The sequence below is a fragment of the Pseudomonas sp. SWRI92 genome, assembly GCF_014268685.1.
In the GTDB taxonomy this organism is placed as follows: Bacteria; Pseudomonadota; Gammaproteobacteria; order Pseudomonadales; family Pseudomonadaceae; genus Aquipseudomonas; species Aquipseudomonas marvdashtae.
In genome coordinates this window covers 299,597-313,645 of the sequence record NZ_JABWQY010000001.1, presented here as the reverse complement: position 1 = coordinate 313,645, position 14,049 = coordinate 299,597, and the positions used below count along the sequence as shown (strand labels likewise).

Sequence of the window (14,049 nt, the reverse complement as noted above, 5' to 3'; positions counted from 1 at the left end):
GCTAAAAGCGATATACGCCTGAAGCTGCAGCCCATGGCTCATTTCATTGATGGAGTAACGACATGACCACAGCCAACCTCCTCGCCACCCTATTTCCAAGTGCCGCCGATATTCCGCAGGCCTACCGTCTCGATGGGCAGGTCGAGCAACGTGAATACCTGGTCGATGGTGTCCTGAGAACTTGGCAAGGTCCGCTGGCCACGGTGCGCAGCCCGGTGTACCTGGCAGGTCCACATGGCGATGAACAAGTGATTCTCGGCAGCACGCCATTACTCGATGCCGAAACTGCGCTGACCGCCCTCGACGCGGCTGTCCGCGCCTATGATCGCGGCCAGGGCCAGTGGCCGACGATGCGTGTCGCCGAACGTATCCGCCATGTCGAAACCTTCCTGGCGCGCATGCGCGAACAGCGCGAGGCGGTGGTCAAGCTGCTGATGTGGGAGATCGGCAAGAACCTCAAGGATTCCCAGAAAGAATTCGACCGCACCTGCGATTACATCGTCGACACCATCAATGCCCTCAAGGAGCTTGATCGGCGCTCCAGTCGGTTCGAACTGGAACAGGATACGCTCGGGCAGATTCGCCGCGTCCCCTTGGGCGTCGCCCTGTGCATGGGCCCCTACAATTATCCGCTGAATGAAACCTTCACCACGCTGATCCCCGCACTGATCATGGGCAATACCGTGGTGTTCAAGCCGGCCAAGCTTGGCGTATTGCTGATACGTCCATTGTTGGAAGCCTTTCGCGACAGCTTTCCGGCGGGCGTGATCAACGTCATCTACGGCAGCGGCCGGGAGACGGTCAGCGCGCTGATGGCCAGCGGTAAAATCGACATCTTCGCCTTCATTGGCACCAACAAGGCCGCCAGCGACCTGAAGAAACTCCATCCGCGCCCGCACCGCCTGCGTGCCGCATTGGGGCTGGACGCGAAGAATCCCGGCCTGGTGCTGCGGGACGTCGACCTCGACAACGCCGTCAGCGAAGCCCTGACCGGTTCGTTGTCATTCAACGGCCAACGCTGCACGGCACTGAAGATCTTGTTTGTCCATGAGGACGTCGCCCCGGCGTTCATCGAGAAATTCAACGCCAAGCTCGCCGCGTTGAAACCGGGCATGCCTTGGGAAGACGGCGTGGCGCTGACGCCTTTGCCCGAGGCCGGCAAGGTCGATTACCTGCATTCGCTGGTGGCCGACGCAATCGCCAAGGGCGCGGGCATCATGAACGCACACGGTGCTGAATCCAGGGCTTCGTTTTTCTACCCGGCTGTGCTCTATCCCGTGAATACCGCGATGCGCGTCTACCATGAGGAGCAGTTCGGCCCGGTCGTGCCCATCGTGCCGTACCGCGACCTCAACACCGTGGTCGATTACGTACTCGAGTCCGACTTCGGCCAGCAACTGAGCATTTTCGGCACCAACCCGGCCGAAGTCGGCAAACTGGTGGACACGTTCGCCAACCAGGTCGGACGCATCAACATCAACGCCCAGTGCCAACGCGGCCCGGATACATTCCCGTTCAATGGCCGGAAAAACTCGGCCGAGGGCACGTTGTCGGTGCACGATGCATTGCGTACCTTCTCGATCCGTACGCTGGTGGCAACCAAATTCCAGGAGAGCAACAAGGCACTGATCAGCGACATCATCCGGGAACGCGATTCAAACTTCCTGACCACCGACTACATCTTCTGACAGCGATGGCCGGTTACGGCAGGGCTGGACGGCGCCACTTGATGCTCCAGCCCTGCTGCATGCCGGCAGCCGCCAGGAGAATCGCCGCCACACCCAGCCATTGCAGCGGTTCGAGGCGATGGCCGAAGGCAAACCAGTCGACGAAGATCGCTGCGATCGGGTAGATAAAGGACAGTGCGCCCGTCACCGCGGTCGGCAAGCGCTGGATCGCGCTGTACAACAGCACATACATTACGCCAGTGTGAATCATGCCAAGGGTCAGCAGGCTGGCCCAAGCCTCGGGTTGCTGTGGCAAGGCCGAGAAATTCGCCCACGGCGCCAGCAGCAATATCCCGGTGCTGACCTGGATCAGCGCGATCAGATGGGGCGGCGTGCCGGTCAGGCGCTTGATGATCAACGCCGCAACGGCATACAGAAAGGCCGCGCCCAATGCCAGGGCGATACCCAGCAGATAGTTTCCGCCCCCCTGCCCTTGCTCACCGTGGGCACTGACGATGGCCAACATTCCGAGAAACGAAACCGCCAACCAGAACAGTTTTTGCGCGGTGATCTTCTCGCCCAGGAACAGCGCCGCCAACCCCACCAACATGAACGGCTGGACGTTGTACACGGCCGTACCGATGGCAATCGAAGCGTGGGAGTACGAAGCGAATAACAACACCCAGTTCCCCACGATCGCTACACCACTGAGCACCGCGAGCAGGAAAGTCGTCCGTGTCAGCAGGTCCCGGCGCAAGAAACCAAAACCGGCGCAAATCAGCAGTAACGTACCAGCGCCAAATACGCAGCGCCAGAACACCACATCCAGCACCGGAACGCCGGAAACCAGCACGAACCAGCCTATGGTTCCGGAAATCAGCATGGCGGCGGTCATTTCGAGCGAACCGCGGCGTAAGGTCTTGTCCATCTTCAGGCTCCTCCAGTCAGTGCGCACAGTATGCCGAGCCGCCAGGCCGCTTCTCCATGGTTTGAAAAAGGCTAAACTGCGTTTCGACCTTTTTTATCAAGGCCACTTGCGACTTTTGCCTAACGGAGCAGAAATGACTGACGATATCGACCAGATCCTCATCAGCGCCCTGATGGAAGACTCCCGGCGCTCGCTCAAGGCCTTGGCAAACCTGAGCGGCCTGTCCTCACCCAGCGTCGCCGAGCGCCTGCGCCGACTCGAAGAGCGCGGCGTGCTCAAGGGTTATACGGTTGAGGTCGACCCAAAAAGCTTTGGCTATCAGCTCCAGGCTATCGTGCGCATCCGCCCGTTACCGGGGCAGTTGCAGGAAGTGGAGCGACAAATTCAGGCCATCGGCGAATTTACTGAATGCGACAAGGTGACGGGTGAGGATTGTTTCATCGCTCGTCTGCATGTGCGTTCGATGGAACAGTTGGATGTCTTGTTGGACAAGCTCAATGTTCATGCCGAGACCAATACGGCCATTGTCAAGAAGACACCGGTGAAGCGGCGTTTGCCGCCCATGGAACCGACAAATCCCTAAAACAATCTTCGAGAAATTCGACACACACCTGCAGCTTGGCCGACTGACTAAGCCGGGTCGGATACACCGCCCAGACATTCGCGCTTTGCCAATACTCGGGCAGCACCTGGACCAGACGTCCCTGGTCCAGCATGGACCTGACATCCCACATCGAGCGCAGCAGGACGCCGCCGCCGCTCAAGGCCCACTCCAAAACGATCTCACCGCTGTTGGACGACAACGGGCCGCCGACGCGCACCGTTTCCTCTTGGCCATTTTTAGTCAGTGTCCACATGCCGAAGGCGTTGTTGCGCTCCTTGAGCACCAGGCAATCATGCGCCTTGAGGTCGTCCAGCGAACGCGGCTCGCCCCGTCGCTCCAGGTAATCAGGGCTTGCGCAAAGCACCCGCCGATTACTCGCCAACTTGCGGCCAAGGTGTTGACCCGGCAGGTCATCGCCCACGCGGATTTCCAGGTCGAACCCCTCGCCGACGATATCGACGACACGGTCAAACACATCCAGGCGGATATCGAGCCTGGGATAGGCCTGGGACAGTTTGCCGATCGCCGGTGCAACGTGATTGCGGCCAAAACCAAAGCTGCTGCAGATGTGCAACGACCCGGTGGGTTGATGACGTGCCTGGGCGATATCGCCGACAAACTCATCGAAATCACCCAAGAGCTTTTCGGCCCACACCCGCACACGCTCACCGTCGTCAGTCAACGCGATACGCCGTGTCGTGCGGTGCAGCAGCTTGGTGGACAGGGTCGCTTCAAGGACTGAGATGCGCTTGCTGATATAGGCCGGTGAAAAGCCCAACGCTTGCGCCGCACTTGCAAAGCCGTTCTTACGGATGACCGTCAGAAAGACTTTCAAATCCTCTGGCAACGGAAATTGATCACGATGCGTGTTCATATACCCCAATGGCAACGGCGTTCTTCCCAGATTTCGCGAAGAATAGCATTGAACCCGCCTGGATCAACCGCCGTATTTTTGCAGCAACTTCAACGTCACTCCGTTGGTCCAGCCGAAGCCGTCCTGCAATTCATACTCACCGCCTCCGCCTCCGCCACCGTCGCCTTGCCCGGACAGGTCGTACTTCTCGACCAGCTTGTCCTCTTTGCCATAAACCGCCTGGACCTGCTGCAAGAAGCGACTGCCTATCTGCCTGGCCAGCTCGGTTTGCCCATATCGTTCAAGCCCTTCGACTGCCACCCACTGCAACGGCGCCCAGCCATTGGGTTCGTCCCACTGCTGACCGTTGTTGACCTGGGTGGTAGCAATACCGCCCGGACGCAACAAGCCTTCACGCACCGCATCGGCCGTACGGTTGGCATGCTCGGCGGAGGCCAGGCCGGTGTAAAGCGGGAAAAGCGTTGCAGCGGTGAGCGCCGGGCGTTGCCGGTTCCGCTGCCAATCGTAGTCGACGTAGTAACCGCCTTCGGCATTCCATAGATGCGTTTCGATGGCCCGTTGCCGCTGGGCGGCGCGCTGGCCGTAGGCCTGGGTGCACGGCGAGTTCTGGATGGTTTCACAGGCCTTGGCGATGGTGCGTTCCAAGTGATACATCAGGCTGTTCAAATCCACCGGGGCAATAGATGTAGTGCGGATTGTGGCCAGGTTCTTGTCGTCGTCCAGCCAGCGCGAACTGAAATCCCAGCCGCTCTCGGCGCCGGCGCGCAGGTCGCGCCAGACTTCCTGCCGCGACCTGTCGGGCGCCTGTCCGGCGGTCTTGAGGTCTTGCAACCAGGACTCCTGCCGAGGCGTCGCGCTGGCGTCCCAATACCGATTGAGCACGCTGCCATCGGCGAGCTTGACCACGTGTTTCCCGGCCTCGCCGGCCTTGAGCGCTTGCGCACCGGCCATCCAATAGGCGTATTCCCGCTGCAATTGGGGAAGATAGCGCCCGTAGGCCTGATCGCCTTCGATGTGCGCTTGCAGTTCCACCATGTAGGCGAAGAACGGCGGCTGTGATCGGCTCAAGTAGTAGGTGCGATTGCCATTGGGGATGTGGCCATAGGTGTCGATCACGTAGGCGAAATTGTCGGTCATCTGGCGAATCTGGGCTTTCTCACCGCTTTGCTCCAACCCCAGCATGGTGAAATACGAGTCCCAGTAATACATCTCTCGGAAACGTCCGCCCGGGACCACATAGGGCAGCGGCAACGGCAGCAGGCTGCTGTATCGGGGGACGTGGGGATAGGTTCGGCTGAGCACGGGCCAGAGGTTGTCGATATGCTCTTTGATCGGCGCCCCGGGTTGCGGGGCCGGGCTTTGCGCTTGGCCGGATTCGATGAAGTTGTCTTTCACGAATTCGTTGAGGTCGAAGTCGGCGCTGTCACGACGGGCCAGGTAATCGGCGCGGATCTTCGAGGGGTCGCGCTTGGGCAGTGCATCGACAAAATGCTTCTGGTCCGTAAACAACTGTTTACCTTGCACCGCTTCGAACAACTCGGGATACGCCTGGTCGGGCGGCACGTTGGCGCGACTTCGAGCATCCTCGTAGCTCCATGTCGCAGGCGATTGGTTTGAACACGCTACGCACAGCAGCGCGGTGAAGGACAGGCTGGCGAGATAAACAGGACGCATCTGAAGCTCCATGATGTTGTCATTTCCTTCAGAAATAACTGACAGGAAAGGATGAGCCTCAGTTCACTTAAAACGCCTTTCCTCACTTCAATGGAACCCCGGTTTGCCCCTCCTCTCTATCGCAGAACCAACAGAGCGGAGGTGTTGATCATGATTTCACCGGCAACCGGCATGAGGACTGGCGAGCGCTATACCATCGAAAGCGTCGAGCGAGCGCCACATTTCCCTGGCTTTTTTCTCGATGGAAAGTACTACCTGGGCCCTGAACTGAATATGGCGGTGGGCTGGCTGGAGGGTCAGAATTTTCTCTATGACCAGCTCGATCCCGAGGGTGAACCGGTGTACCCCGACAGGGTCGCCGGCACCATTGAAGACCTGACGTTAATCATGGCCGACGGTGTGCGTCTGAAACTTGCGCCCATCCACGCAGAGACCGACAACCCCTCCCAACAACTCAAGGATCGCGCCGATCCCGCCCAGGGATCCAAGACATCCCCCTTGGCGGAAAAACTTGTGGTCATCACCGGAGCGTCCAGCGGGATCGGCCGCGCAGCCGCCCAGGCGTTTGCCCGGCAAGGCGCGCGCCTGGTCCTGGCGGCACGCGACCGTGCCGCACTCGCCGAGGTGGTCAATGAATGCCAGGCACAAGGTGCCACTGCGTTGGCGGTGCGCACCGACGTCACCCGCAGCGAGCAGATGCAGGCCCTGGCGGCCGAGGCCGCGACATTCGGTGACGGTCGCATCGACATCTGGATCAACAACGCCGGCGTGGGCGCGGTGGGCAGTTTCGAGCAGACCCCGCTCGATGTGCATGAACAGGTTCTGCAGACCGATTTGCTTGGCTATCTGCGTGGAGCCTACGTCGCCTGGCCCTATTTCAAGGCGCAAAAGCGCGGCATCCTGATCAACACCCTGTCGTTGGGCAGTTGGGTCGCGCAGCCGTATGCCGCTGCCTATTCAGCCAGCAAATACGGGTTGCGGGGTTTGTCCGAAGCGTTGCGCGGTGAATTGGGCGAACACCCCGATATCCACGTTTGCGATATCTATCCTGCTGTCATGGATACACCTGGCTTTCGCGACGGCGCCAACTTCACGGGGCATGCTCTCAAGCCACCGCCTCCGGTCTATGATCCGCAGCGGGTCGCCGCAGCGATGGTCAACTGCGCGCTCAACCCCAAGCCCAGCACCACCGTGGGCAGCGCGGCGATACTCGCCAGAGCGGCGCATTTCCTGCTGCCGGGATTCCCGCAGCTCTCCGGCTGGCTGACACGCCGGAGCCTGGACCGCAGCCCGCGGTTAGCTTCGTCTACGGGCAACCTGTTCGCCCCACCCAGCGGCCAGCGACGTATCGAGGGCGGCTGGCGCAAACCCGCACGACGGCCGACACCCTTGCTGGTGGCGGGCGCGGCGCTGTTGATTGGCGGTTGTCTGGTGGCGTTGGGGCGGGAGCGGGGTCGAGAGTGATCGGCCCGCACAAGGATGCAAATCCTCGCAGCCTTTCGGCTTGACGCATCAGATGATGGTCGTCATATTACACATAAAATATGACGACCATCATAAGCGCTCGCAGCAGGGGATAACACATGGACACGGGAAATGCATCGGCAATGGCCGCGACGGCGCCACACGTCTCCAGCCAACCCCTGACCGGCCGAATCGTGGCGCTGCTCGCGGGCCTCGCGGCGATCGGCATGCTCTCCACGAATATCATCCTCCCGGCCTTCCCGGTCATCGGCGAAGAACTCGGCGTGACCGCCCGCGAGCTCGGCCTGACCCTCTCCAGCTTCTTCGTGACCTTTGCGTTCGCCCAATTGCTGGTCGGTCCGTTGGCCGACCGCTATGGGCGCAAGAAACTGGTGCTGGGTGGACTTGCCGTGTTCGTGGCCGGCACCGTCATCGCGGGCTTCGCCACGTCCCTCGATCTGCTGATCGCCGGACGCGTCGTCCAGGCATTGGGCGTCTGCGCAGCCTCGGTGTTGTCGCGCGCTATCGCACGGGACCTGTTCGAGGGCGAAACGTTGGCGCGCGCCCTGTCGCTGACGATGGTCGCCACCGCCGCAGCGCCAGGTTTTTCGCCCTTGGCCGGCAGCGTCCTGTCCGTCACGCTCGGATGGCGCGCCATCTTCATTCTCGTCGGATTGGCCGCCGTGGTACTGGCTTTTTTCTATGTGCGTGACCTTGGAGAAACCCATCCCGCCGACCGCCGGGCGCCGCATTCCACCGGCAGCGTGCTGCGCGCCTATGCCAGGTTGATGATGGACACGCGCTTCATTCTGCCGGCCCTGTCGATGAGCCTGCTGCTGAGCGGCTTGTTCGCTTCCTTCGCCGCCGCCCCCGCGATCCTGATGAAAGGCATCGGCCTGACGTCGGTGCAGGCTGGCTTGTACTTCGCCTCTACGGTGTTCGTCGTGTTCGCCGCTGGCATGGCGGCACCCCGCCTGGCGCACCGCCACGGTCCTCGAACCATCGCCTTGCTGGGAATCGCCTGCGCCATGGTCGGCGGCGGTTTGCTGCTCGTCGGATCGGCCGAGCCTGGCCTTGGCTGGTATGCGGTGGCGATGGTCACGTTTCTTTGGGGCATGGGACTGGCTAATCCGCTGGGCACGGCCATCACCATGGGGCCGTTTGGCAAGGAGGCCGGGATGGCCTCCGCACTGCTGGGTTTTCTGTCCATGGGTGCGGCTGCGCTGACGACCTGGCTGGCCTCTGTGCTGAGCTTTTCACCCGTCACCACGCTGGGCGCGATCCAGGCGCTGACGTGCCTGGTCGCGCTGCTCCTGTTCGTCCTGCGGCGCTGATCGGTATCAGTCTTCCCAACGGCGAAACAGCACGCTGGCGTTGACGCCACCAAAGCCGAAGCCATTCGACAGCGCATGGGTGATCGGCATTTTCCGAGCTTTCAAACCAACCAGATCGAGCCCGCTGGCCGCCTCATCGGGATGAATCAGGTTCAGCGTCGGTGGCACGACCTGGTCGCGCAGCGCGAGGACGGTGAAGATCGCTTCAATGCCTCCCGCCGCTCCAAGGAGATGGCCGGTGGCGGATTTGGTCGACGTGATCGCCACGCCCGAGCCGGTGCCAAATACCGCACGAATCGCCGCCAGTTCACCGGCATCACCGACCGGGGTGGACGTCGCGTGGGCGTTGATATGCTGCACTTCGGCGGGGCTGACCCCAGCCTGGCGCAGCGCCTGCTCCATGGCGCGCCGTGCACCGTTGCCATCCTCCGGCCCGGCCGTCAAATGATAGGCATCGGCGCTGGTGCCATAACCCACCAGCTCCGCCAGCGGCTTGGCGCCACGGGCCAGGGCGTGCTCCAGCGATTCGATCACCAGCAGCCCGGCGCCTTCGGCCATGACGAAGCCGTCACGCTCACGGTCGAAGGGCCGCGAAGCTTCTTGCGGGCGCTCGGCGAACCCCGTCGACAGTGCGCGGGCCGCTGCGAAACAACCCAAGGTCACACGGTCTATCGCCGCTTCGGTGCCGCCGCAGATGGCGATGTCCGCCTCGCCACTTCGAATGAGCCTGGCGGCATCACCGATGGCCTGCACACCGGCAGCGCAAGCCGTGACAGGCGCGCCAAGCGGCCCCTTGAAACCATGCCGGATCGACACCTGCCCGGCCGCCATGTTGGCCAGGAAAGCCGGGGCGGTGAACGGCGACAACCGTCGCGGGCCACGACTGTCCGTGGTGCGCACGGCCTCGGCAATCGTGGCGAACCCACCCACGCCCGAGGAAATGATCGTCGCGGTCCGCTCTTGATCGATGGCATCGACGGGATGCCAGCCCGCTTGTTCGAGGGCTTCGTGAGCGGCCACCAGGGCGAACTCGATGAAGCGATCCATCTTCTTGCGGTCCTTGGGCGCGATGAGACGTTCCGGGTCGTAGCCGGCAATCCCATCCTCTTCGAGGGAAGGCACCTGCCCGCCAACGGCAACGCCGGTTCCTTCGACGATGTCATCGGACAGGTTGCGAATCCCGGAATACCCAGCCAGCAGGCGCTTCCACACCTCTTCCACGGCACAGCCCAAGGGGCCGACAATACCGACGCCAGTGACGACGATGCGTGTTTGATCTTGGCGATTTTTCATGAAGCCCTCTTCGTCTCAGGACGGATCTTGAACCAGATGGAATACATCGCCGGCAGGAACACCAGCGTCATGATGGTGCCGACGAACGTGCCGCCGATCAGTGTGTAGGCCAGCGTCCCCCAGAACACCGAATGGGTCAGCGGAATGAACGCGAGGATTGCCGCCAGTGCCGTGAGCAGCACCGGACGGGCCCGTTGCACCGTGGCCTCGATCACCGCGTGGAACGGATCGAGACCTTCCTTGTCGTTCTGATGGATCTGCCCGATCAGGATCAACGTATTGCGCATCAGAATGCCCGACAAGGCGATCAGGCCGACCAGCGCGTTGATACCAAACGGCTGGTTGAAGATTAGCAGGGTCGGCACCACGCCGATCAAACCCAGCGGTGCGGTGAGGAACACCATGATCATCGCCGAGACCGAACGGACTTGCAGGATGATGATCAGCAGCGTCATTGCGACCATGATCGGAACCAACGGGACGATGGCCTTGCCGGCCTTGCCCGATTCTTCGATGGCCCCCGCTTGCTCGATCCGGTAGCCGCTGGGCAGCCTGTCGATGACCGGTTGCAGTTGCTTGAAAATAGCACTGGAAACGTCCGGCGGTTGCAGGCCTTCGTCGATATCGCCGCGCACGGTCATGGTGGGTGTGCGATCACGACGGCGCAGGATCGGATCCTCCATGCGCACATCCACCTCGCCGACCTGGGACAGCGGAATCCGCTGTCCCGTCGCGCCCACCAGGGTGAAGCCTTCTATCTTGGCGGGATCCAGACGAATATCCCCGGCGGCGCGACCGACCACCTGCACCGACCGAATGTCTTCGCGGACCGCCGTGATCGGCACCCCTGCGAGGAGGAACTGCAACTGCTGCGCGACCGCGTTGGAGGTCAGCCCCACAGCCTGCAAGCGGTCCTGATCCAAATTGAAATGCAGGGTTGGCACCCGCGGTCCCCAGTCGGTGTTGACGGTCCGCATCAGCGGGCTCGCCTGCATGACGTCCTGGACCTGGCTGGCGATCTCGCGCAGTTTTGCCGGGTCAGGCCCCATCACGCGATACGCCACCGGGAACGGCGAATACGGGCCGAACACCAGTTGGGTCACCCTCACGCGCGCTTCCGGTGCAAGCCCTTCGGCGACCGCTTCACGGAGACGGAACTTGAGGGCTTCGCGCGATTGCTGGCTGTCCGTCAGCACGACGATCTTGGCGAAAGACGGATCGGGCAGTTCCGGCGCCATCGCCAGGTAGAAACGCGGTGCGCCTTGGCCGATGTAGGCGGTAACGATCTTGGCCTCGTCCTGTTTTTGTAGCCAGGCTTCAACCTTGGCGACGGTGGCGCTGGTCTGCTCGATGGACGTGCCATAGGGCATCTGCACTTCCACCAGCACCTCTGGCCGATCCGAGGTGGGGAAGAACTGCTTCTTCACCAGACTCATGCCGAGGATCGCCACCACGAATGTCGCGATCACGGTACCGGCCACCCACCATTTGCGCGCAATGACCCGCGTCAGTACCCGACGAAAGCGGTTGTAATGGCGGGTGTTGTAAATGGCCGCGTGGCCACCTTCGACCTGTTTGATGTCCGGCAACAGTTTCACGCCCAGGTACGGCGTGAACGCCACCGCGACGACCCAGGAAGCGATCAGCGCAATGCCGACGATCCAGAACATGTTGCTGGTGTATTCGCCAGCGGTCGATTGCGCGAAGCCGTTGGGCATGAAGCCGATGGCGGTCACCAGCGTGCCGGACAGCATCGGCGCAGCCGTATGACTCCAGGCGTAGGCCGAGGCTTTGATCCGGTCGTAGCCCTCCTCCATTTTCACCACCATCATTTCGATAGCGATGATCGCATCGTCCACCAGCAGCCCGAGCGCGAGGATCAGCGAACCAAGGGTAATGCGGTCGAAGTTCTTGCCGGTGGCGGCCATGACCACGAACACCACGGCCAGCGTCAGCGGTACCGCCGCCGCGACTACCACACCGACGCGCCAGCCCATGCTGACAAAACACACGATCATCACCACCAACAGCGCGACGAAAAACTTGACCATGAACTCACCGACGGCCGAGTCGATGTTCACCGACTGGTCGGTGACCTTGCTCAGCGTCATGCCCAGCGGCATGCCCTCGTTGATCGAGTTCGTCTCAGCATCCAGCGCTTTGCCCAGGTCCAGGCCATTCCAGCCCTCGCGCATGATCACACCCAACAACAGCGCCTCTTCGCCGCCGTTGCGCACCAGGAACGGGGCCGGGTCTTCATAACCGCGCTCAACGGTCGCCACGTCCGAAAGCTTCAGCGAGCGTCCCAGGACTGAAATGGGCGTATCACGAATTTTCTGCAGCTTGTCGAAGGCACCATCCAGGCGCAGGAAGACCTGTGGTCCGGTGGTTTCAATCGAACCGGCGGGCGTGAGCATGTTCTGGCTGTTCAGGGCGGCGAAAATCTCTTGGGGCGAAACGCCCAGCGTCGCCAGCCGATCATGGGAAAAAGACACGAAGATCCGTTCGGGCTGCTCGCCGATGATGTTGACCTTCTTCACGCCCGGAACATGCAGCAGCCGTTGGCGCAACGCCTCGGCGTCGCGGACCAGCAGTCGCTGCGGTTCGCCCTTGGCTTTGAGGGCAAACAAGGCAAAGGTCACATCGGAGAACTCATCGTTGACCATCGGCCCGATGACACCGGCCGGTAGTTTGATAGCCTCGTCGGCGAGCTTCTTGCGCGCCTGATAAAACTCTTCCTGCACCTGCGACGGTGGCGTGCGGTCGACCAGCGATACCATGGTGAACGCCAGCCCTGGGCGGGTATAGGTTTCCGTGCGGTCGTACCACTTCAGTTCTTGCAGGCGTTTCTCCAGCGGCTCGGCGACCTGGTCCTGCATCTCCTGGGCCGTCGCGCCCGGCCATGCGGTAATCACCGTCAGTTGCTTGACCGTGAACGGTGGATCCTCGGCGCGCCCAAGCTGGAAGAAGGCCAGGACGCCCGCGACAGCGATCAGCAACAGCAAGAACACGGTAATGGAGCGCTCGCGGACCGCGAGCGCCGAAAGGTTGAAGCTCATGGGCGATTCCCCGCGACGTTCACATCGCCCGGCGGAGCCAGCCTCACCGCTTCTCCTTCACGCAACAGATGGGCGCCCAGCGCGACGATCCGCTCGCCCATTTCCAGGTCGCCCGAGACTTGTGCGGCATCGTCGCTCAAGGCGAGTACCTCGACGGGACGCCAGGCAACTTTCGCCGGCTCTGCGGTAATGACCCACACACCGGTGCCTTTGCCCGAGTCGAGAACGGCGGCAATCGGCACTTGCAGTGCTTGCCCCGCTTGAGTGCCCTCGGCGATCCGAAGCGTCACCGTCGAACCCAGCGGCGCGTTAGCCAGCGCGCCCTCCAGCACATACCGCGCCTCGAAGGTACGCGTCACCCGATCGGCCGAATCCGACAGCAGCCTCAGCTTGGCGCTCACCACCTGCTTGGCGTTGCCATAAAGCGTCGCCTGGGCGGTGGAGCCTGCGGCCGGCCGCAGGGTCTCGGGCAACTGCACGACGGCTTCGCGCTGTCCGGCCCGCGCGAGTCGGACCACAATTTGCCCAGGACTGACGACTTGCCCGGGCTCGGCGAGCGTTTCCATCACGACGCCGTCCGCGTCAGCAAGCAGCACGGCGTAGCCGGAGGCATTGCGAGCCACGTCGGCCTGCGCCTGGGCGGCACTGAGCTGCGCCTTGGCGGTATCGGCGGCGGCCTTGATCTGGTCGTACCCCGAAGCGGAAATAGCGCCGGCGGCGACCAGGTCGCGGTAGCGCGCCTCGTCATCAGCGGTCTGCTTGGCCCTGGCCCGCGCGGCGGCGACAGCCTCCTGTTGCGCCCGCGCCTGCAACCCCAAGTCGATCGGGTCCAGGCGCATGAGCGGCTGTCCCTTTTTTACACTCTGGCCGGTATCGACCAGACGCTCGAGCACCTTGCCCGACACCCGGAAACCCAAGTCGCTCTGAACCCTTGCCGTGACGACACCGGAAAATGTACGAGAAGTCGCGGACGAGCCCTGGACTTCGGCAACCCGCACCAACGGCGCAAGCGTGCGCGGATCATTCGCGGTGGATGACTCGCCACACGCCGTCAGGACGAGTGGCAACAAGCAAGCGGCAAGGGTGACGGATCGGTGCCGGAACATAGGGTCCCTTACTTGAATGGATAGGATGGGAATCGCATTCTCAATC

At 62.1% G+C, this 14,049-nt stretch carries 10 protein-coding genes; 4 read left to right on the top strand and 6 right to left on the bottom strand.

Annotation, left to right across the window (positions count from 1 at the left end; translation table 11 throughout):
* The first annotated feature begins 62 nt into the window (after nt 1-62).
* Nucleotides 63-1,688 carry an NADP-dependent glyceraldehyde-3-phosphate dehydrogenase gene (locus tag HU762_RS01140; RefSeq protein ID WP_186631738.1) on the top strand — a complete coding sequence of 542 codons (1,626 nt, stop codon included), beginning with the start codon at nt 63-65 and terminating at the stop codon, nt 1,686-1,688.
* Nucleotides 1,689-1,701: 13 nt separating this feature from the next.
* Here the strand turns inward: HU762_RS01140 and HU762_RS01135 are convergent, their stop codons facing one another.
* Nucleotides 1,702-2,595, bottom strand: a complete 894-nt coding sequence (locus HU762_RS01135; RefSeq protein ID WP_186631735.1) for a DMT family transporter — start codon at nt 2,593-2,595, stop codon at nt 1,702-1,704.
* Between the two features lie 133 nt (nt 2,596-2,728).
* Between HU762_RS01135 and HU762_RS01130 the strand changes: the two genes are divergently transcribed.
* Complete coding sequence (locus HU762_RS01130) at nt 2,729-3,178, top strand: Lrp/AsnC family transcriptional regulator (protein ID WP_186631733.1); 450 nt, start codon at nt 2,729-2,731, stop codon at nt 3,176-3,178.
* On the opposite strand, the gene HU762_RS01125 is transcribed toward HU762_RS01130, so the two are convergent.
* Both HU762_RS01125 and treA read right to left on the bottom strand, forming a co-directional pair.
* Nucleotides 3,123-4,073, bottom strand: a complete 951-nt coding sequence (locus tag HU762_RS01125) for a LysR substrate-binding domain-containing protein (RefSeq protein ID WP_186631730.1) — start codon at nt 4,071-4,073, stop codon at nt 3,123-3,125. The genes HU762_RS01130 and HU762_RS01125 overlap by 56 nt on opposite strands.
* A 63-nt stretch (nt 4,074-4,136) precedes the next feature.
* On the bottom strand, nt 4,137-5,747 hold the full coding sequence (treA, locus tag HU762_RS01120; RefSeq protein ID WP_186631727.1) for an alpha,alpha-trehalase TreA: 1,611 nt from the start codon (nt 5,745-5,747) through the stop codon (nt 4,137-4,139).
* A 150-nt stretch (nt 5,748-5,897) separates the two neighbouring features.
* On the opposite strand from treA, the gene HU762_RS01115 reads away from it, so the two are divergent.
* A complete protein-coding gene (locus HU762_RS01115; RefSeq protein ID WP_186631724.1) occupies nt 5,898-7,211 on the top strand; it encodes an SDR family oxidoreductase in 1,314 nt (437 codons plus the stop codon).
* A gap of 119 nt (nt 7,212-7,330) precedes the next feature.
* On the top strand, nt 7,331-8,545 hold the full coding sequence (locus HU762_RS01110; protein ID WP_186631721.1) for a multidrug effflux MFS transporter: 1,215 nt from the start codon (nt 7,331-7,333) through the stop codon (nt 8,543-8,545).
* A 6-nt stretch (nt 8,546-8,551) separates the two neighbouring features.
* Here the strand turns inward: HU762_RS01110 and fabF are convergent, their stop codons facing one another.
* Genes fabF through HU762_RS01095 form a run of 3 tightly spaced genes read right to left on the bottom strand, consistent with a single transcriptional unit; the run spans nt 8,552 to nt 14,003 of the window.
* Nucleotides 8,552-9,838: a beta-ketoacyl-ACP synthase II gene (gene fabF / locus HU762_RS01105; protein WP_186631718.1), complete on the bottom strand. Its 1,287-nt coding sequence runs from the start codon at nt 9,836-9,838 to the stop codon at nt 8,552-8,554.
* Nucleotides 9,835-12,897: an efflux RND transporter permease subunit gene (locus HU762_RS01100; protein ID WP_186631716.1), complete on the bottom strand. Its 3,063-nt coding sequence runs from the start codon at nt 12,895-12,897 to the stop codon at nt 9,835-9,837. The genes fabF and HU762_RS01100 overlap by 4 nt, the downstream gene beginning before the upstream one ends.
* A complete protein-coding gene (locus HU762_RS01095; protein ID WP_186631713.1) occupies nt 12,894-14,003 on the bottom strand; it encodes an efflux RND transporter periplasmic adaptor subunit in 1,110 nt (369 codons plus the stop codon). The genes HU762_RS01100 and HU762_RS01095 overlap by 4 nt, the downstream gene beginning before the upstream one ends.
* Nucleotides 14,004-14,049: the final 46 nt, after the last annotated feature.